The organism is Paraburkholderia sp. Ac-20342, assembly GCF_017104985.1.
In the GTDB taxonomy this organism is placed as follows: domain Bacteria; phylum Pseudomonadota; class Gammaproteobacteria; order Burkholderiales; family Burkholderiaceae; genus Paraburkholderia.
Genome location: NZ_JAAGPQ010000010.1, coordinates 83,652 through 103,369, shown reverse-complemented (window position 1 = coordinate 103,369; position 19,718 = coordinate 83,652). Strand labels below are relative to the sequence as shown.

Annotated in this window: 20 protein-coding genes and 1 tRNA gene; 16 read left to right on the top strand and 5 right to left on the bottom strand. The window is 60.0% G+C overall.

Going from position 1 to position 19,718, the window contains the following annotated elements; all coding sequences use genetic code 11:
* Positions 1-48 precede the first annotated feature (48 nt).
* The 3 genes from G3N58_RS06020 (at position 49) to G3N58_RS06010 (ending at position 3,731) form a co-directional block, all read left to right on the top strand.
* Complete coding sequence (locus G3N58_RS06020; protein WP_167042734.1) at positions 49-1,344, top strand: L-fuconate dehydratase; 1,296 nt, start codon at positions 49-51, stop codon at positions 1,342-1,344.
* A gap of 84 nt (positions 1,345-1,428) precedes the next feature.
* The gene (locus tag G3N58_RS06015) at positions 1,429-2,625 is read left to right on the top strand and encodes an aminotransferase class V-fold PLP-dependent enzyme (RefSeq protein WP_205998755.1); all 1,197 of its coding nucleotides are present in this window, start codon (positions 1,429-1,431) and stop codon (positions 2,623-2,625) included.
* Positions 2,626-2,702: 77 nt separating this feature from the next.
* The gene (locus G3N58_RS06010) at positions 2,703-3,731 is read left to right on the top strand and encodes a D-cysteine desulfhydrase family protein (RefSeq protein WP_205998754.1); all 1,029 of its coding nucleotides are present in this window, start codon (positions 2,703-2,705) and stop codon (positions 3,729-3,731) included.
* A 70-nt stretch (positions 3,732-3,801) separates the two neighbouring features.
* Here G3N58_RS06010 and G3N58_RS06005 read toward each other — a convergent pair whose 3' ends face one another.
* From G3N58_RS06005 to G3N58_RS05995, 3 genes are all read right to left on the bottom strand, one after another.
* A complete protein-coding gene (locus G3N58_RS06005) occupies positions 3,802-4,134 on the bottom strand; it encodes a contact-dependent growth inhibition system immunity protein (protein ID WP_241016335.1) in 333 nt (110 codons plus the stop codon).
* A gap of 28 nt (positions 4,135-4,162) precedes the next feature.
* Complete coding sequence (locus G3N58_RS06000; protein WP_205989299.1) at positions 4,163-4,453, bottom strand: contact-dependent growth inhibition system immunity protein; 291 nt, start codon at positions 4,451-4,453, stop codon at positions 4,163-4,165.
* A gap of 329 nt (positions 4,454-4,782) precedes the next feature.
* Entirely contained in the window at positions 4,783-5,709 is a 927-nt protein-coding gene (locus G3N58_RS05995) for a LysR substrate-binding domain-containing protein (RefSeq protein WP_167283730.1), read from the bottom strand.
* 193 nt (positions 5,710-5,902) lie between these two features.
* On the opposite strand from G3N58_RS05995, the gene G3N58_RS05990 reads away from it, so the two are divergent.
* From G3N58_RS05990 to G3N58_RS05960, 7 genes are all read left to right on the top strand, one after another.
* Complete coding sequence (locus G3N58_RS05990; protein WP_205998753.1) at positions 5,903-7,204, top strand: amidase; 1,302 nt, start codon at positions 5,903-5,905, stop codon at positions 7,202-7,204.
* A 61-nt stretch (positions 7,205-7,265) separates the two neighbouring features.
* Positions 7,266-8,747: a dihydropyrimidinase gene (gene hydA, locus G3N58_RS05985; RefSeq protein WP_205192898.1), complete on the top strand. Its 1,482-nt coding sequence runs from the start codon at positions 7,266-7,268 to the stop codon at positions 8,745-8,747.
* A 67-nt stretch (positions 8,748-8,814) separates the two neighbouring features.
* Positions 8,815-9,660 (top strand): transporter substrate-binding domain-containing protein, encoded by an 846-nt coding sequence (locus G3N58_RS05980; RefSeq protein WP_167283728.1) that lies wholly within the window; start codon positions 8,815-8,817, stop codon positions 9,658-9,660.
* Between the two features lie 9 nt (positions 9,661-9,669).
* Positions 9,670-10,425 (top strand): amino acid ABC transporter ATP-binding protein, encoded by a 756-nt coding sequence (locus tag G3N58_RS05975; protein ID WP_167042748.1) that lies wholly within the window; start codon positions 9,670-9,672, stop codon positions 10,423-10,425.
* Positions 10,426-10,462: 37 nt separating this feature from the next.
* Positions 10,463-11,131: an ABC transporter permease subunit gene (locus tag G3N58_RS05970; RefSeq protein ID WP_241016338.1), complete on the top strand. Its 669-nt coding sequence runs from the start codon at positions 10,463-10,465 to the stop codon at positions 11,129-11,131.
* A 16-nt stretch (positions 11,132-11,147) separates the two neighbouring features.
* On the top strand, positions 11,148-11,825 hold the full coding sequence (locus tag G3N58_RS05965; protein WP_167042750.1) for an amino acid ABC transporter permease: 678 nt from the start codon (positions 11,148-11,150) through the stop codon (positions 11,823-11,825).
* 28 nt (positions 11,826-11,853) lie between these two features.
* Positions 11,854-12,747: a polysaccharide deacetylase family protein gene (locus G3N58_RS05960; RefSeq protein ID WP_205998752.1), complete on the top strand. Its 894-nt coding sequence runs from the start codon at positions 11,854-11,856 to the stop codon at positions 12,745-12,747.
* Positions 12,748-12,841: 94 nt separating this feature from the next.
* On the opposite strand, the gene G3N58_RS05955 is transcribed toward G3N58_RS05960, so the two are convergent.
* A tRNA-Leu gene (locus G3N58_RS05955) sits at positions 12,842-12,926 on the bottom strand.
* Positions 12,927-13,230: 304 nt separating this feature from the next.
* Between G3N58_RS05955 and yfcF the strand changes: the two genes are divergently transcribed.
* The 3 genes from yfcF to G3N58_RS05940 all read left to right on the top strand — a co-directional run bounded on the left by yfcF (position 13,231) and on the right by G3N58_RS05940 (position 15,552).
* Positions 13,231-13,860 (top strand): glutathione transferase, encoded by a 630-nt coding sequence (yfcF, locus tag G3N58_RS05950; RefSeq protein WP_277396963.1) that lies wholly within the window; start codon positions 13,231-13,233, stop codon positions 13,858-13,860.
* 457 nt (positions 13,861-14,317) lie between these two features.
* A complete protein-coding gene (locus G3N58_RS05945) occupies positions 14,318-15,043 on the top strand; it encodes a cytochrome c oxidase assembly protein (RefSeq protein ID WP_205998751.1) in 726 nt (241 codons plus the stop codon).
* Positions 15,040-15,552 (top strand): CopD family protein, encoded by a 513-nt coding sequence (locus G3N58_RS05940; RefSeq protein ID WP_205989302.1) that lies wholly within the window; start codon positions 15,040-15,042, stop codon positions 15,550-15,552. Before G3N58_RS05945 ends, G3N58_RS05940 begins: the two co-directional genes overlap by 4 nt.
* Here the strand turns inward: G3N58_RS05940 and G3N58_RS05935 are convergent.
* Positions 15,516-16,028 (bottom strand): DUF2231 domain-containing protein, encoded by a 513-nt coding sequence (locus tag G3N58_RS05935; protein WP_205989303.1) that lies wholly within the window; start codon positions 16,026-16,028, stop codon positions 15,516-15,518. The genes G3N58_RS05940 and G3N58_RS05935 overlap by 37 nt on opposite strands.
* A 60-nt stretch (positions 16,029-16,088) precedes the next feature.
* On the opposite strand from G3N58_RS05935, the gene coxB reads away from it, so the two are divergent.
* From coxB to G3N58_RS05920, 3 genes are read left to right on the top strand one after another with little or no spacing between them, the layout of a single operon-like run.
* Positions 16,089-16,763 carry a cytochrome c oxidase subunit II gene (coxB, locus tag G3N58_RS05930; protein WP_241017008.1) on the top strand — a complete coding sequence of 225 codons (675 nt, stop codon included), beginning with the start codon at positions 16,089-16,091 and terminating at the stop codon, positions 16,761-16,763.
* Positions 16,760-19,297: a cytochrome c oxidase subunit I gene (ctaD, locus tag G3N58_RS05925; protein WP_205998749.1), complete on the top strand. Its 2,538-nt coding sequence runs from the start codon at positions 16,760-16,762 to the stop codon at positions 19,295-19,297. The genes coxB and ctaD overlap by 4 nt, the downstream gene beginning before the upstream one ends.
* On the top strand, positions 19,294-19,632 hold the full coding sequence (locus tag G3N58_RS05920; protein WP_167282356.1) for a hypothetical protein: 339 nt from the start codon (positions 19,294-19,296) through the stop codon (positions 19,630-19,632). Before ctaD ends, G3N58_RS05920 begins: the two co-directional genes overlap by 4 nt.
* Positions 19,633-19,718 lie beyond the last annotated feature (86 nt).

Below are 19,718 nucleotides of genomic sequence, written 5' to 3'. Positions count from 1 at the left end.
TGCCCCGCAGGCGAAAACCGCTAGCCATCGCTCCCGGAGAGTACTCAGATGACCACGATCACAAGACTGTCCGTTCGGGACATTCGCTTTCCCACTTCACGCTCTCTCGACGGCTCCGATGCGATGAATTCCGCGCCGGACTATTCCGCCACCTACGTCACGCTCGAAACCGACTCGCCCGGTCTCACGGGTCATGGCCTCACGTTTACGATCGGGCGCGGCAACGAGATCTGCGTGACGGCCGTCAATGCGCTGACGCCGCTCATCGCCGGCAAAAAGCTCGAAGATATCGCCGCGAATATGGGGGCTTTCTGGCGCGCGTTGACGTCGGATAGCCAATTGCGCTGGATCGGCCCCGATAAAGGCGCGATTCATCTGGCGACCGCGGCAGTCGTCAATGCGGTGTGGGACCTGTGGGCGAAATCGGTCGGCAAGCCCGTATGGAAACTGCTCGTCGACATGAGTCCCGAAGAACTCGTGCGCTGTCTCGACTTTCGCTACGTGACGGATGCGATCACGCCTTATGAAGCACTCGCCATGCTGCACCGTCACGCGAAAACCAAAGGCGAGCGCGAAAAAGAAATGGTCGCGCACGGCTACCCGGCCTATACGACCTCGGCCGGCTGGCTCGGTTACGACGACGAGAAGATTCGCCGCCTTGCGCGCGAAGGCGTCGCGCAGGGCTGGACGCATTTCAAGCAGAAGGTGGGCGGCGATCTCGACGAGGACGTCCGGCGCGCGCGCATTCTGCGCGAGGAAATCGGCGAGAACCTGAAGCTGATGATGGACGCGAATCAGGTATGGGACGTCGACGAAGCGGTCGCGAACATGCGGCGCCTCGCGGAATTCGACCCGTGGTGGATCGAGGAACCCACGAGTCCCGACGACATTCTCGGCCATGCGGCGATTCGCAAGCGGCTCGGCTCGATCGGCGTCGCTACCGGCGAGCATTGCCACAACCGCGTGATGTTCAAGCAATTGCTGCAGGCGCAAGCCATCGACTTCTGCCAGGTCGATAGCTGCCGGCTCGGCGGACTCAACGAAGTCATCGTCGTGCTGCTGATGGCCGCGAAGTTCGGCGTGCCGGTGTGCCCGCATGCGGGCGGCGTCGGATTGTGCGAGTACGTGCAGCATATTTCGCTGTTCGACTATATCTGCGTGTCGGGTTCGCTCGAAAACCGGGTACTCGAATACGTCGATCATCTGCACGAGCATTTCGTCGATCCGGTCGTCATTCGCAATGGCCGCTATATGCCGCCGCAAAAGCCGGGCTATAGCATCGAGATATTCGCGGAGTCGCTCGAAAAGCACGCGTTTCCGGATGGAGAGGCCTGGAAGGGTTAATGGAATTAGCGGAGAGGGCGGGTTTCGGGCTATCCTCGGCACTTTGCAGGAAGCGCGAACTCAACTCACCCGATCGAAACCGCCATGTCCTCTCTGCTCTCGTCTGCCGCAATAGATGCGCTGCGTGCCCGCACTCCCGGCGCGTCCACCACGACACACTTCAATCACGCCGGCGCATCGTTGCCGTCGGCTGCCACACTGGAAGCCATTCACGCGCACCTGATGCGCGAAGCCACGGCCGGGCCGATGGAAGCCGGCGCGACAGGCAGAGAACAGTCCGCGCGAGCACGCGCGCTCGCGGCGCAACTGTTCAACGCACAGCCTAATGAAATCGCGCTGACCACGGGCGGGTCCGCTAGCTGGGGTATTGCGTTCGCCGCATTGGGGCCGTGGCAACCGGGGCAGCGCATTCTCGTCGGGCGGCACGAATGGGGCGGCAATCTCGCCTCGATGCACTACGCCGCGCAACGAGCCGGCGCCTCGGTCGAAACGATTCCGTCCGATTCGAGCGGCATGGTCGATCCTCACGCGCTCGAAGCCATGCTCGATGACAGAGTGCGCCTGATCGCACTGACCTGGCTGCCCGCGAACGGCGGACTCATCAACCCGGCCGCGGCGATCGGCCGGGTCGCGCGACGCCACGGCATTCCCTACCTCATCGACGCGGCGCAGGCCGTGGGGCAGGTTCCCGTCGACGTGGCTGAACTGGGCTGCGATATGCTGGCCGGTGCAGGCCGTAAAGCCTTGCGCGGTCCAAGAGGTACAGGACTGCTGTATGTGAGGCAGGATTTTCTCTCGCGCCTGATGCCTGCATTCGTCGACATACATTCGGCACCGCTCGATGCCCACGGCGAACCCGTGCTGCGAGACGACGCGGCACGCTTCGAATTGTCGGAAACGGCGTTCGCTCTACACTGCGGATTGGCGAATGCGCTACACGAAGCGCTCGAAATCGGCATCGATACCATTCGCGCACAGATCGATCAGATCGCTCAACGATTGCGCCTGCAACTCGCGGATATTCCTGGCGTGTCGGTACTCGATCAGGGCACCGAACTATCTGGTCTCGTGTCGTTTAACGTCGCGGGTCTCGATGCGGCATCGGTACGGAGTTCGCTCGCCGCGCAAGGCATTGCGATCAGCAGTAACGGCGTGAGTTACACGCCGCTGGATATGACACACAGAGGGCTTCAGCAGGTCGCGCGCGCATCCGTCAGCTATCTGACCACCGATACGGAGATCGAAAGACTGCTAGCCGCGATACGAGCTCTCGTGCATTAAGGTTCGGGTAACGGGCCACGCGGCGCGCCGATCGCGTGGCTCAACATGCCGCTCAATCGAACGATTTCTGAAAGACCATGAACTCCACTCCCCTCACCGGACTCGCCAGGCTCGATCTTTCGCGATTCCCACGCCGCGAGCTTCTCGAAGGTCCGACGCCGATCCAGCATCTCCCGCGCCTGAGCGCCCATCTTGGCGGCGCGAACATCTACGTCAAAAGAGAAGACCTGACCGGTCTCGGCGGCGGTGGCAACAAATTAAGGAAGCTCGAATTCCTGATTGGAGAAGCCCTGGCCGTCGGCGCGGATACCATCATGACCGTCGGCGCCCGCCAGTCGAATCACGCACGACTCACGGCGGCGGCAGCAGCGCGCGTCGGACTCCAATGCGAACTGGTGCTGACGCGCACCGTGCCGCGATCCGATCACGACTACATGGAGAACGGCAACGTCCTGCTCGATTCGCTATTCGGCGCGCACGTGCATGATCTGCCCGGCTCGGCAAATGCGCTGCAATTCGCCGAACAACGTGCGAACGCATTGCGCGCGCAAGGCCGCAATGTCTATGTGTGTCCACTGGGTGGATCGAGTCCCGTCGGTTGTCTCGGCTATGCGGATTGCGCGGCTGAGATCGTGGATCAATCGCGCGCGGCGGAGTTGTCTTTCGATCGCATCGTGATACCCAATGGAAGCGGCGGCATGCATGCAGGACTGATTGCGGGTTTTGTCGCACTCGGCCTGGACCCGTCGCGTATTACCGGATTCACGGTCTATGGCGATGCCGCTCACGCGCACGCCACGACGCTCGATAAAGCGAATCAAACGCTTCAGCTTATCGATCCCAATCTGCGCGTGAACCAGAGCGACGTTTCGATCGATGAAGCGCAACTCGGGCAGGGGTACGGCATCCCCACGGATGGCATGCGTGCTGCCGTTCGTTTGCTGGCGTCGACGGAAGGTCTTCTGCTCGACCCCGTATATAGCGGGAAGGCGTTCGCGGGACTGGTGGAAGGAGTGACGAGTGGGAAGTATGCTGCGGGGCAGAAGGTTCTATTTGTGATGAGCGGGGGACTGCCGGGGTTGTTTGCGTATCGGGGTGAGTTTTGAATGGTAGTGTGCTGATGGTGGGCCGCCGGGTATCGGCAAACCGATGTTGGGCCCGGCGTGGTAGGTGCGGTTACTCGCTCAGAAGCCGCTTCAATTCCTCAAGGAAAGAGGCGGTCGTGTAGCCCCATAATTCCGGCGAAAAATCATTGCCGTAGGCGTCGCTCAATGCCTCGTCCAGATCCGGATGTTCGCTGATGAAACGCTCTATCTCGGATACCATCCGTCTATGTGCTTCAGCAGGTGTTCCCTGTTTATAGCACTCGACTATTTCTTCGACTGCCTCCCCGGAAAGTTCATAGTCCTGGTTTAGATAGGCGTCGAAGAAATGATTGAGTTCCAGGCAGGATGATTGCTCGAAGCGTTGATTGTGGTACGGCATCCCGTCGTGCGCCTCATATTTCATTGCGAAAGGTGTCGACGGTCGGATCCAACTACTCGCTCAGGATCTGCTGTATCTCATCAAGAAAAGAGACAATCGTGTAGCCCGCCCCTTCGGGACGAAACCCATCCCTGAACGACTGATTGAATGCTGCCTCCAGGTCGTTCGGGTGTTCGCTCCTGAACGAGTCTATTTCGCGATTCAATTCTTTATAGTGGTAAGGACTGTCTTTCTTATAACACACGACAATTTCCGGAACAGTTTCTCCAAACAGGTCGAAGTCCTGGCCGAAATACACACTAAAAATGTGGTCCATTTCTGGATAGCGCTCTGAAGAACTCATTTCTCTCTCATTCGACGTAGGCGGTAAGAATGTAATACGGCATGCCGTTATAGGTTTCGTATTTCAGAACGACGAAAACTTTGTTCATTCGCGTAAAATTAATTGAACCAGTCAAACTACCAATCAATCGCGACGTATGGAATGGGCCGTGGATGGTTTTGGTTTCAAGATTGCAGTCAACGCCTGCGCGCCTCGAGTTCGACTATGATCCGCGCAGGCGTCGCACGACAGATAACCCGCGGGATAGGGCACGCGGCGATATCGAGGTTCGGTAGGGACGGTGGTAGTCAGACCGACGACGTAAAACAGGAATCCCATACTCCGTTCACTCAGAACACTTCCTTTCCCCCCGGTTTTCGCCGACGACTGACGAGACTCACCTCGCGAATAATCTCAATGAAGTTAGCCAGCAGAATCGATTTATGATCTCTGCGCCACGCCGCGGTCAGATCCACAGCATCGCGATCCTGCAAGCCAAGCAGTTTCTTGTAGACGGCATTCGGATTCGCGATTCGACTGACCGATTCCGGCACGATCGCGAGTCCGATTCCCGCTTCCACAAAAGAGAGAATGGTCGGCAATAGCGAATATTGAACGATCCTCGGTTGCACCCGGTGCTGCAACAGGATGTTGCCAATCTTCTCGGAGAAATAAGGCGAGTCGCGCCCGGAAAACGCGATGAATGGCTCCTGATGCAGGTCCGTAACGCGGACCACCTTGCTCTTCGCCAATCGATGGCTGCGCGGGATGGCGACAATGAGCGGCTCCCTCATTGCGACGATATTGCTCACCGCTTTCTCCTGCGTCGAGGTTCGCAGCAACGCGACATCGATATTCTGATTCTTCAATTGATCGAGGATGCGCAGATACGGCATTTCGTCCAGCTGGATATCCACCATCGGATGAAGTGCCTTGTACTTTTGCAACACCATCGGCAGGAAGATATAGGCGGCGCTCGGAACGAAGCCGATGCGCAGTTTTCCCGCATTGCCTGTCGACGCGAGCTTCGTCTGCAAGTCGAGCGTTTCGAGCCGCCTCAGCACCTCGCGTGCGCCTTCCAGAAAAACCTTGCCCGCATTGGTGAGTTCGACCGATCGCGTCGTGCGCTCCAGCAGGCGTACATCAAGAAAGTCTTCGAGCTGCTTCAACCGCTGGCTGAGCGGGGGCTGAGTGATATGCAGGCGCTCGGCGGCCCGGCGGAAATGCAGCTCTTCCGCCAGCACGACAAATGTCTTCAGATGAATCAGATCGTACATGGGTGATGAGTAGAAGGAAGACGAACTTACGCGCGGTGTGGCCCGCGGGGTGGCCTCTTCGCCCCCCAGTCGGCTGATCCGGCGAGGCTCGATTGATAGCTTAATACGAATCAATCGGCTGTCAATTAAGAATTAGACGTAGATTTATGGCCTACCTATAATCCGCCACTCAAGTTGACTTCCGGCAAAAAAATTGATCCACGAAGCTCATCTGCTCACTGTTTCCGCCGCCGCGCAGCAATTGGCGGCCGGCTCGCTCACTTCCGAGCAACTCGTACGGTCGTGCCTGGAGCGCATTCAGGATCGCAACCCGGTCGTGCAGGCTCTTGTCATCGTCGACCCGGACAAGGCGCTTTACGATGCACGCAAGATGGACAGGCAGGTGTATCGCCCTCACCTGCATGGGATACCGTTCGTTGTAAAGGACATCATCGAAACCGCCGACTTTCCGACTGAATACGGTTCCCCAATCTATGCCGGACATCGCCCGCAAGCCGATTCGGCATGCGTGTCGCAATTCCGGGGCATGGGCGGGATTCTCGTCGGCAAAGCGGCCACCAGCGAATTCGCGACGCGCAAGCCCGCCATGACGCGCAATCCGCTTCGTCTCACCCATACTCCCGGGGGATCGTCCAGCGGATCGGCTGCGGCAGTCGCCGATTTCATGGTGCCTTTCGCACTGGGTACGCAAACGACCGGATCGATTGCCCGACCGGCATCGTATTGTGGAGTGGTGGGGTTCAAGCCCACGTTCGACCTGTTCAACCGTGCGGGCCTGAAACCCACGAGTCAATCTCTGGACACGATTGGATTGTTGACCCGCACGATTCGCGATGCCTATCTGCTCACGTTCAATGATCCCGACTTCGACTCGGAAATCGTTCGATGCGGCACACCGCGCTTTGCCATTTGCAGATCATCACAGTGGAACGGCGTCGAGCAATCGTTCTTCGATACGCTGACGCGACTTCAGCAGGCTCTGATGCGGGCAAATCAGCCGGTCCGCGAATTGAACCTCGACGCCGATCTGGAGAGTCTGATTGCCGGACAGGAAAAAATCTTCGTCTATGAAGCGGCTCATTCACTCGCGCATGAACGCCAGAACCACGCCGAACTGATGAGCGACATTCTGCGCAACCGCCTCGCGGTCGCGGAACAGATCGACCAGGACCTTTATCTGCAGCTGCGCAGCGCCGTCGAGCGCGCCAGATACTCGGTCGATGAACTGTTCCAGGACAACGACGTGCTGATCTACCCGGCGACGGAAGGCTCCGCGGAAGAAGGCCTCGACTATTCCGGCTCGCCACGACTGGGCGCTTTATGGACCCTCTTGCATCTGCCGACCATCGTCATTCCATTTGGCCGGTCCGCGAACGGCATGCCGTTCGGGTTGCAACTGGTGGGGCGATTTGGTCAGGATCGCCTGCTGCTGGCTGCGGCCGAATTGCTCAGCCGGTATATCGATCCGGCATTTTCCAGCAGGACTATTGAATAGGTTCTTTGAGCCATACCTCGCAGCGAATTTCAACAGCCTGACAACGACCAGGGATTCATTGATGACGATTGAATTCGACCTTACGCTGCGCGGTGGTCTCGTGCACACCGGCGATGGAACGCATCGCCTCGACATTGGAATTCGTGGCGAACAGATTGTCGCGCTGGCCCCGGACCTATGTCCCGGTCGGCAGGATTTCGATGTCGGCGGAAAGCTGATTCTGCCCGGCGGCATAGACAGTCACTGTCACATCGAGCAGATGTCCGGCATGGGCATCATGGGAGCGGACGACTTCTACAGCGGAACGGTTTCCGCCGCGTTCGGCGGCACGACAACCGTGATTCCTTTTGCCATGCAGCGGCGTGGCGAATCATTGCTTGCCGCCATCGACGATTACGCGGCTCGCGCCACACCCAAGGCGGTGATCGACTATGCGTTCCATGCAATCCTGACCGACGCATCCGATGACGTTCTGACCCGGGAAGTACCGATCGCCGTATCCCGCGGCATAACGTCGTTCAAGGTGTACATGACGTATGACGCGGTCAGGCTGAACGACACCCAGATACTCGATGTTTTCGCCTCGGCCAACCAGCACGGCGCACTGGTCATGGTGCACGCGGAAAGCAACGACATGGTGCGCTGGCTGACGGCCCGGCTGCTCGAACGAGGCCTGACCGCGCCTAAATATCACGAGGTGGCACACGATCCCCTCGCGGAAACCGAAGCCACTTATCGCGCCGTGTCATTGGCGCGGCTGGCTGGCGCGCCATTGCTCATCGTGCATGTCGGCGGTATCGAGGCCGTCCAGGTCATTCATGCGGCGCAGACAATGGGCGCGCCGGTATATGCCGAAACCTGCCCGCAATACCTGGTTCTGTCCCGCGAAGACCTGGATTTGCCCGGACTGGAAGGCGCCAAGTTCTGCTGCGCGCCGCCGCCGAGAGATGGCGTATCGCGGGAAGCGGTATGGGCGGGTCTCGCCAGCGGGACGCTCAGCGTATTTTCGTCCGATCATGCGCCCTATCGCTTCGACAGCAGCGGGAAGCTCCCGAATGGCGCCGAGACTCGCTTCTCCGAAATCGCCAACGGCGTTCCGGGTCTGGAAACACGTCTGCCTCTGCTCTTTTCCGAGGGGGTCGGCAAAGGCCGCATTTCACTGGAGCGCTACGTTGCATTGACCGCGGCCAATCCGGCCAAAGCCTACGGGCTTTATCCAAGGAAAGGCGTCATCCGGGTCGGTAGCGATGCCGACCTCGTGATCTGGGACACGGATCGCCACGTGACCATCACTAGCGAGATGCTGCACGATCGCGTGGGCTACACGCCATACGAAGGCATGCAGGTGCAGGGATGGCCGGAAACAACGATCTGCCGGGGAAAGGTCGTCGTCAATGGCGGACAGCTATTGGCGAAACCGGGAGACGGCACGTTTCTGGCGTGCGGACCGTCGGAATGGCTGGTGCAACCCGAGCGCCCCGTGCCTGATGGCTTGGGGCGCGATGGCCGAGGTTTATTGTTCAGAAAATTGTTCGATCTATAAAGGGCTGCCATTGCAGTGCTAACGATCGACCTTGTCGGGCAGGAACAACTTTTGAGGAGACAAAGAAATGGCATACGGATTGGGTGTTAAACGGGCGGGAATGCTGGCCTGCATCGCGGCATTGACGATGTCGATCGCACCGGCACAGGCCGAGACCCTGCACACCGGGGTTGACGACACCTATGCCCCGCTCGTTTTTCGCAACTTGCAAGGTCAGCTCGAAGGATTCTCGATCGATCTGGGGCACGCGCTGGAAAAAGAACTGGGCGATAAGATAGAGGTTGAAGGCACGCAGTTTTCGGCGCTGATTCCCGCACTCAACGCAAAGAAGTACGACTTCATCCTCGGGGCCGTCACCGCCACGCCTGAACGTGCCAACGCGATGCTGTTCTCGGAGCCCTATCTGGATTCCGACTACCTGGTGCTGCAAAAGAAAGGCGCGACGCCGATCACCTCGCTGGCACAACTGAAGGGTATGCGGCTGGCGGTCAATCGGGGATCGCCATACGAGCAATGGTCGCAGGAGAACCATGCGAAATATGGTTTTGAATTCAACGTTTTCCCGACCAATGCCGATGCGATTCAGGCGGTGGTCTCGGGCAGAGCCGATGCAAACATGGCGGGCGTGCCCGCGCAGGCATGGGCGGCCAAACACAATCCCCTGCTTCAATCGACGCTTCTCATCAAGACCGGACAAGCCTGGGCCTTCGCATTTCGCAAGGACGATGCCGCGCGCCGCAATCAGATCTCGAATGCATTGAAGTGCCTCAAACAAAAAGGCATCGTGGCTCAAATCGCGGTCAAATGGCTGGGCTTTGCACCGGACACGACGAAAAACGTGTACCCAGGAGAAGGGATTCCGAATATGCCCGGCTACGACGCCACGCCGGTCAAGCTATCCTGCGCCAAGTAGAGGTATTTCATGCTGAACAACGCCTCGCAGCCCATCCTGAGCATCCGCGATCTTCACAAGTCGTATGGCGACAACCCTGTGCTCAAGGGAATCAATCTCGACATTCGCGCCGGAGAACTGGTGTTCATCATTGGGCCGTCCGGCTCCGGGAAGAGCAGCCTTCTGCGATGCTGCAACGTGCTGGAGCATGTGAGTTCGGGCAGCATTCACTTCGACGGCCAGGACATCACGCGTCCTCGCACCGACCTGAATGCAGTCAGACAGAAGATCGGAATGGTTTTTCAGCATTTCAATCTCTATCCTCACATGACGGTACTGAGCAACATCATGCTCGCCTTGCGCAAGGTGCAGAAGCTGCCTAAAGCGGCCGCGGAACAGCGTGCGCTGGAAGCGTTGTCTCAGGTCAACATGCTGGAGCGCGCCAGCTACTATCCCGATCAGCTCTCGGGCGGGCAGCAGCAACGCGTCGGGATTGCGCGCTCGATTGCGTTGCATCCCAAGATCGTGCTGTTCGACGAACCCACCAGCGCGCTCGATCCGGAACTGGTCAGCAGCGTGCTGGAAGCCATGCGCAAGCTCAAGACCATGGGCATGACGATGATCGTGGTCAGCCATGAGATGGGCTTCGCCAGGGCGGCGGCCGACCGGGTCGTGTTCATGGACGGCGGCGTCGTGCTGGAGCAAGGTACACCGCAACAGATCTTCGAGCAGCCGCGGCATGAGCGCACCCAGGCCTTTATATCGAGCGTGACATCGCGGCATTGATGTCCGTTCAGGTTTCGATTCCGGCTTTGAGACACCGATGAATATTCAAGGGCTGATATTTACGTTCTTAAATCCCGACGTGATCGGGAAGTACTACCTTTTCATACTGTCCGGCATGTGGGTCACGGTGAAGGTGGGCGTTGCGGTGGTCGCTACGGGCCTCACCATCGGGTTCCTGCTTGCATTCATGCGGGCTGCCGGCGTGCGCACGGTCAATGTCGCCATCATCGTATTCGCCGATGTGCTTCGCTCGCTCCCGCCGCTCGTCGGCATCATTCTGCTGTTCTTTGCGTTCCCGTACATCGGCATATCCATGTCCGCGTTCGCGGCCACCTGGTTGGCGCTATCGCTCGTTCTGGCTGCCTTTGCCGAAGAAATCTTCTGGGCGGGATTGCGCGCAACCCCCAAGGGATTGATGGAAGCGGGCCGCTCGACCGGAATGAGCTGGATGCAGACGATGTGGTATGTCGTATGGCCGCACGCGCTGAAACTCACGGTACCGCCTTTGACCAATCGGGTCATCGCCATCGTCAAGGGAACGGCGCTGGGAGCGGTGGTCGGTCTTGCCGAGGTACTCAACAATGCGCAGTCCGCGACCAGCAGCGCGGGTAATGCGACTCCGTTGATGATGTGCGCCATCGGCAGCCTCGCGATCTTCTTGCCCGTGGTACTGGTCGGCCGCTATCTGGAACGGCGCTTCCGCTGAATAGACGAGGAACCCCATGCAGGGAATTCTGGACAATTTTTTCAATCTGGACATCTATCGCAGCGTCGCTCCGATATTGCTGCAGGGACTCTGGATGACAGTGCTCCTGTCGATTCTGGTGATTCCATTTGGCCTGATCTCCGGGCTCGGAGTGGCGGTTCTATATACGAATGCCAGGAACCCGCTACTGCGCGCCGTACTGGTGGTCTATATCGACATCTTCCGATCCATTCCGCCACTCGTGCTGCTGATGGTCATCTACTTCGGGCTTCCCTTCCTCAACCTCAATATCCCGAAGATCGTCGCGGTCGTGCTGTGCTTCACATTGAACAACTCCTGCTATTACGGTGAGGTATTTCGCGCCGGGCTCGAATCGCTCCCCAAGGGACAAGTCGAGGCCGCCCGCTCCACGGGGCTCTCTTTCATGCAGGCGCTCTTCTATGTGCAGATTCCGCAGGCGGTGCGCAATGTAATGCCGGATCTGGTCAGCAATTCACTCGAAATCATCAAGCTCACAACGATCGCGAGCGCAGTCGCGCTGCCCGAGCTATTGCAGGTCGCCCAAAATGCGCAGGCTTTGCTTTACAACCCGTCGCCGATTATTTTGGCCGCCCTGTTGTATCTGCTGCTGTTGATCCCGCTGGTTCGCCTTATCAGCCGACTGGAACGCAGAAGAATGGCGAATCGTCATTGATCAATGAACTACGGCTACCCAATCACTTATGCAACTGCCACACCATAATCGTTACAGTTACTCGCCCATTGTCGAACGCCAGAACTATTCATGGCCCGAGGGGAAACGACTGGCATTCTATATCGGCCTGAATATCGAGCACTTCGCATTCGGAACGGGCCTCAGCCATTCGCTTTCTACGCCATTGCCTGGCCTCGACCATCGAGCCTTCACATGGTGCGATTACGGAAACCGGATCGGCGTATGGCGTATTTTCAAGTTACTCGACGAATTGGGTTTGCCGGCATGCCATCTGATGAACACCGCGGTTTTCGACTATGCACCACAAATTGTCGAAGCGATCAGGACTCGCGGTGACGAGATCATCGGACACGGACGAACCAATTCGGAGCGTCAGGGGCAGATGTGGGAGCAGGACGAAATCAGGCTCCTGCAACATGTGCGCGAGCAGATTCAGCACCACGCGAAGCAGGAAGTCCGAGGCTGGATGAGTCCATGGATGTCGGTCAGCCACCAGACGCCCGATCTGTTACGCGAAAGCGGCTACAAGTTCCTGATGGACTGGCCCGGTGACGATCAGCCGATCTGGATGCAAACGCGCTCGGGCCCGATTCTGTCGCTACCGTATCCGTTTGAAATCAACGACTCGCCCCAGGTACTGGTCCGTCACCACTCCGCTGAGGAGTTCGAGCGCATGATCGTCGATCAGTTCGAGGAAATGCTTGAACAATCGGAAGAGCATCCGTTGGTATGTGGCGTCGCCTTGCACACCATGATTGTCGGCCAGCCGTATCGATTACGCGCAATCAAACGAGCTTTGAAATACATCGTCAATCATGCGAATCGCGACAAAGTATGGTTCACGCGGCCGGGAGAAATTTATGACCACGTCGCGGGACTACCCTCGGGCGTCGTCGTCTGATTCAACGGGTCTTTGAACGGGGAGCGTGCAGCAGATAGCTGCGGAAGAAGAACTGCTAGTAGCCCGCAGCGCGGCTGGCTACGGAACATGACTTTGGTGCCGACGGCGAGACTCGAACTCGCACAGCTTTCGCCACTACCCCCTCAAGATAGCGTGTCTACCAATTTCACCACGTCGGCACTGCATACAACTCGGGACGCACTGGACCCTTTACCGCTGACAGCCCCGTCAGCCAAGGCCTGGACAGCGCTTTGAGTGCGTCTACCCCTTTGCCACCTGGGCAGAGGGGCGCCATTGTAGCAACAAAATTATTTTTTTGAAGCCCCTATGCGGAGATTTTTCAAAAACAGACCCGAAGCCAGCTGGATGTCCCGAGGCGCGATGCCCGATGTAAGAACGGTTTAGTATTGAAGCTTGGACTTCTCCGAGGGAAACGCCCCTCAGGCTCGATACGCAAGACAACACCACACGATGGAGAGTACTTTGCAACCGCATCTGCGCCTCTACACGGATGTCCAATTCGCCAGCCCGTATGCGATGTCCGTTTTCGTCACGCTTCGCGAGAAGCAATTGCCATTCGATCTTTCCACCGTCGATCTCGCAAGCAACGCGAATCGTCAGGCAGAGTATGCCGCCCGCTCGCTGACACAACGCGTACCAACGTTGGTCCACGACGATTTCGCGTTATCCGAATCGTCGGCGATTACCGAATACCTCGACGAGACTTTTCCCCAAACGCCGGTCTATCCGCAAGACCGCTATCTGCGCGCGCGGGCGCGCCAGGTGCAGGCATGGCTGCGCAGCGATCTATTGCCGATCCGCCAGGAACGCTCGACCGAAGTCATCTTTTATGGCGTGCGTGGCGGCCCGCTTTCCGCGACCGCCGAAGATGCGGCACAAAAATTGTTCGCAGCAGTCGAAGCGCTGCTTCCGCACGATTCGTCCAATCTCTTCGGCGAGTGGTGCATTGCCGATACGGATCTCGCGCTTATGTTGAATCGCCTCGTATTGAACGGTGACCCGGTGCCGCAAAGATTGAAGGACTATGCAAACGATCAATGGCAACGAGACTCCGTGCGGCAATGGATACAACTGGAACGCCCACGGCTGTAAAGAACGAATAGCAACATTATCGTAAAGACGCCCATTCACCACGCCCCCTATCCTATTCTCATCAATACGGCTCCAATGCCAATGGTGGTGCAATTTCAACGCCACCATTCAAATCAATTCAATTGATCCGGAAGCACGCGAATAGATCGCGCGCCCACCAGCACTCGACCCACTCCGTCTATCAGCATGGCCGTATTGCGTCGCACCATCGCACGTATATCGATGTCATTGCATAGAACCGATTTTTTTCATAATTCACATTCCGCATGAAAAATTCACAATCTTTTATGCAATGCAAAAAGCAATGACGTCCAGATAGCCGACCCTAAACAGATTATTTACGCTACAGTACATGGGCAATCAATAAGATCATCAGCCATCCCAACCATTCTCCAGTTTCTTATTCCGCGCGTTCAACGTGAGGTGCGAAACCTGGACTAGCTGAAGATATTGCGCCATGCCATATTTTCTGGTCGCCTATTGTGGCCCCGCCGCTGTCCCCGGCAGCGTGTGGCTACGCTGGAATACAGACCCGCTGTTGCTCGTGGCACTCGCCGCGCTCGCCTTCGTGGTGGCGAGCGGCCGCTCCGACAATGCACGCGCGGCCTGGGCGGCCATTGCGCTGATGGTCGTCGTATTCGTCTCGCCGCTATGCGCGCTGTCGTCGGCCTTGTTCTCGGCGCGCGTCACTCACCACATCATTCTGATCGCGGCCATCGCTCCGCTGCTCGCCCTCGCGTTTCCATTGCCGCGCCTCGCCTGTCCGCCGCTCGTGCCGGTAGTCGCCGCGCATGCGGTGTTCATCTGGCTCTGGCATGCACCCGGCCCCTATGCGTGGGGGCTCTCCACGGTGCCGGCCTACTGGCTCATGCAACTCACGCTGCTCGGCAGCGCATGGCTCATGTGGCGCAGCATCTTCTCGCCATCGGTGCCGACCGGCGCGGCACTGATGGCGCTTGTCGCGACGATAGGACATATGGGCCTGCTCGGCGCATTGATCGTGTTCGCGCCGGTGCCGCTCTATGTCGCGCACTTCGCAACCACGGCCGCATGGGGGCTCACGCCGCTCGCCGACCAGCAACTCGCAGGACTGCTGATGTGGGTACTCGGAATGATCCCCTACTTCATCGCGGGACTTCGGCTTGCCTGGTCCAGCCTGCACGTCAGAGAGCCCGCACTGTGACGACCCTTCTGAAATTCATTCATCTCGCCGCGATTGCGCTATGGTCGGGCGGCCTGATCGTGTTGCCGTTCCTGTTCTGGCAACGCGGCGCGCAAACGGAAGGCACCGAGCTCGATCGCCTGCACCGCATCACGCGCATGGTCTATGTGGAACTGACTTCGCCTGCCGCCTTCGTCGCGATTGCGAGCGGCACAGTGTTGATTTTTCTGCAGGCCACCTTCGTCGAATGGTTCTCGCTGAAGATGGTGCTGGTCGGCATCATGGCGATGCTGCACGTCGTGGCCGGCCTCGTGCTGCATGACGTGTTTCTGCCCGACGGCCGTTTCAGCCGCGCATCGTTGATCGTGCTGAGCGTCGCGTACGTGGTCGTGATCGTCGCGATCATCTGGATCGTGCTGGCCAAGCCGCACATCGACTCGAACCTGCTTGCCCCGCATCTGTTCGAGCCCGGCGGACTTGGCCGCTGGCTGCATCACTCCTTCGGCGAAACCAGAATACCCACGCCATGATCGAACACGAGCTTGCCCCCATGCCAGCCGGCGAAGCCCGTCATCACCGAGGCGAGCACCGACAGCGCGAGACCATGCGGCAGGATCTGCTCGGGGTAGAACAGCCGCACGCCCCAGTTCGCGCCCGCGATTGCGACGAGCGTCATCGCGGCGACCGCGTGCGACCAGCTCGCTTCCCTGAGACGGATGCCGCGCACGAGCAACAACTCGGCCGTGCCGACGAAGCTCGCGGCCACGCCGCTCCAGAATGCGAAGCCGCCCGCCCACAAACCGGCACGCACCCAGAACGGATCGCCCGTCCACCAGTAGAGCACGTCGACGCCCAGCGTCGCGACGACGAACGCGATCGGGAAATGCACCATCATCACGTGGATAGGATGACCGACGAGTGCAACGGCCGAGCCCGCATCGAGCCGCAACAGTTCCAGCAGGACTTCGCTTCTGCTTTCGGATCCGGAATTGCCTTGTTTTGCCATGATGAAAGTTCCTCGCGTCGAATGCTTAATCGTGCGAACTATCATAGCCGTTTGCGGTTGATGGTCCAAGCGGGATTGATCGCGGCGTTATGCGGCTGCGCCGGTCCGCTGTCGACGCTCGAGCCTTCCGGTCCCGCGGCGGCGTCCATCGCCGGACTATGGTGGGTCATGCTGGCGGGCGCGGCGCTGCTGTTCGCGCTGGTGCTCGTGCTGTTCTACCTCGTGATCCGTTATCCGGGCTGGGGCTCGCGCGTATCGCCCGCGCGCTGGATCGTGCTCGGCGGCCTCGTGCTGCCCGCCGTGGTTCTGCTGCCGCTGATCGGCTATGCGCTCTATGCGGGCGAACTGCTGCTGCCGTTGCGCGCGCACGCGCCCATGCGCATCGAAGCGATCGCGCAGCAATGGCGCTGGACCTTCCGCTATCCGGACGAAGGCAACGTCGAAACCGAGAACGTGCTGCATCTGCCGGCGGGCACGCCGGTCGATATCGTCGTCACGAGCCGGGACGTCGTGCACGCGTTCTGGATTCCGCGCTTCGCCGGCAAGATCGACGCGCTGCCAGGTCATGAAAACCGCCTGCGCATCGAAGCCGATCAGCCGGGCGAGTACTCCGGACAATGCAACGAGTTTTGCGGCATCGGCCACGCGGGCATGCATTTCAGCGTGATCGTCGATCGTTCCGAAGACTTTTCCGCCGCCGTCAGAAGCGCCGCCACCGGGGAGATAAGGAAATGAGCGTGCCCATCGAGCCGCAATCGCAGGGCATGAGCGCGTTGCGGCTGCACCGTCAGCTTGCCGCGATCTGGGCCACCGGGCCTGGCGTGCAGAGACTCGCCGCCGTCAACCATAGCGTGCTCGGCATGCGCATGATGATGACCTCGTTCGTGTTCTTCGCGATCGCGGGCATTCTCGGCATGCTCACGCGCGTACAGCTCGCCACGCCGCACGCGGCCTTCATGGACGTCGAGACCTACAACCAGGTCTTCACGATGCATGGGTCGATGATGCTGTTTCTGTTCGCGATTCCGATGGTGGAAAGTTTCGCGGTCTATCTCACGCCGAAAATTCTCGGCACGCGCGACTTCGCGTTTCCGCGTCTCACCGCGTACGGCTACTGGTGCTATCTGTTCGGCGGCACGATCCTGACGGTCTCGCTCATTCTGCGCAGCGCGCCGGACGGCGGCTGGTTCATGTACACGCCGCTGAGTTCGCATGTCTACACACCGGGGCTGAACGCCGACGTATGGCTGCTCGGCATCACCTTCGTCGAGATCTCTGCGCTCTCGCTCGCGATGGAGATCGTCGTCTCGATCCTGAAGATGCGCGCGCCGGGCATGTCGCTCGACCGCATGCCGATCTTCGCGTGGTACATCCTCGTGACCGCGATGATGATGATCGTCGCATTTCCGCCGCTGATTCTCGGCTCGATCCTGCTCGAAGTGGAACGCGCCTTCAACCTGCCGTTCTTCGATCCGACGCGCGGCGGCGACCCGCTACTCTGGCAGCATCTGTTCTGGCTGTTCGGCCACCCCGACGTCTACATCATCTTCCTGCCGATGGCGGGCGTGCTCTCGACCATGATCCCGGTCTTCGCGAGAAGAAAGCTCGTCGGCTACAAGGCGATTGTCGTCGCGATCATCGCGCTCGCGTTCCTGAGCTTCGGTATCTGGGTCCACCATATGTTCACGGTGGGCATTCCGCATCTCGCGCTCGCGTTCTTCTCGGCCGGCTCGGCAATCGTCGCGGTGCCTACCGCGATCCAGTTCTTCGCGTGGCTCGCCACGCTGTCGCACGGCCGCCCGCGCTGGGACGTGCCGATGCTGTACATCTTCGGCTTCTTCTTCGTGTTCACCTGCGGCGGCCTGACCGGCGTGATGCTCGCGATGGTGCCGTTCGACTGGCAGGCACACGACACCTACTTCGTCGTCGCGCACATGCATTACGTAGTGGCCGGCGCGCTCGCGTTTCCGATGCTCGCCGCGTTCTACTACTGGCTGCCGCTGCTGACAGGCCGCACCGCCGTGCACAAGCTCTCGATACCGGCGTTCTGGCTCGTGTTCATCGGCTTCAACATGACGTTCTTCATGATGCACCTGACCGGCCTGCTCGGCATGCCGCGACGCATCTTCACCTATAGCGGCGACGAAGGCTGGAACGGGCTCAATCTGCTGTCGTCGGTGGGTAGCTTCGTCATGACGATCGGCTTCGCCCTCGTCGCGATCGACATCCTCGTGCAGCTGCGTTTCGGCCGGCGGGTGCGGCGTAATCCGTGGGAATCGACCACGCTCGAATGGGCCATGCCGATTCCGCCCGCGCCCTATGCATTCGCATCGATTCCGCACGTCGACGCGCACACCGAACAGGTCGGCCCCAGCCGGCTCGCGGCCTCGCTCGCGCGCGGCGAAGGCTATCTCGGCTTCACGCGCAACGGCTGGCAGGAAGCGCTCGGCGTGCATATGACCTCGGGCGAGCCGGAGCAGCTGATCGTGCTGCCGCGCCCGACCTATCTGCCGCTCATTACCGCGACCGTCACCTGCGCGGCGGTGCTGGCGATGCTGTTCAAGTTCTACTGGCTGTCGCTCGCCTTCGCGTTCGTGACGTTCGGCCTCTTCGTCTACGCGGGCCAAAGCGCCGGCCATGCGCGCGATTACGGCGCGCTGCCCGTGGGCCGCGGCGTCAGCGTACCGCCGCATACCGAAGTAGCCGGCGCGCCGTCGTGGTTCGCGCTGGTCTGCACGCTCGTCGCGAACGGCACGCTGTTCACCTCGCTCGTGTTCGGCACGTTCTACCTGTGGATCGCCGCGCCGAACTGGCCGGCCGCCGTCACGCCACAGCCGAGCCGTCTGCTCGCGTTCGTCACGCTCGCCGCGCTCGCGGTCGCGGCGGCCACGACGCGCGGCTCGCTGCGCGCGGCCGCCGCGGAGCGCAAACCGCACGGCACGATCACGCTGACCGCGCTCGCGCTGGGCGTGGCGCTCGTCGCCGACGTGATGCTCATCCACGGCGTGATACCGAATCCGCGCGAGCATGCGCTCGGCGCGACCGCCGCCGCGCTGCTCACCTACGTCGCGATCCATGCGGGCGTCGGGCTGCTGTTCCTCGCCAGCAACATGCTGCGCCTCGGCGCCGGCTTCATCTCCGCGCGACGGCTCACGGACTTGCGCCTCACGCGCCTGTGGGTCGATTACACGCTCGCGACCGCCATCGTCGCGCTCGGCCTCGTGCTCGCGCTGCCCGGCCTCGTCGCGATGCTCGGAGCAAAGCCATGAACGGACGCCCGCTTGCGCCGCGGCGTGTGTGGTGGCTCGCCGCCGGCTTCACGATCTGGTGCCTCGCGCTCGTGATTCTCTATGCGCTGCATGCGATCGGCTGCGCGTTCGCATGGTCGGCTGGTCCGTTGCGCGCGAGTCTCGCAATCGTGCTGCTGTTGCATCTGATCGCGATCGGCGGGTTGTGGCGCTACCGCGCCGCCGCGCGGCACGACCCCGGACCCGAGCCCATCAGTTCGTTCATGCACAGCGTCGTCATCTGGACGTTGATCGCGGCGCTCGTTGCGACCGTCATTACGTTCGGCCCCGCGCTGCTGCTCACGACGTGCGTCTGAACGCAAGGCGAATACGCCACGAGCGTGCTACGAGCGCGCCGTGAATTAGGCCGCAAGCACGCCATAGGCGCGCCGTGAGCATCACT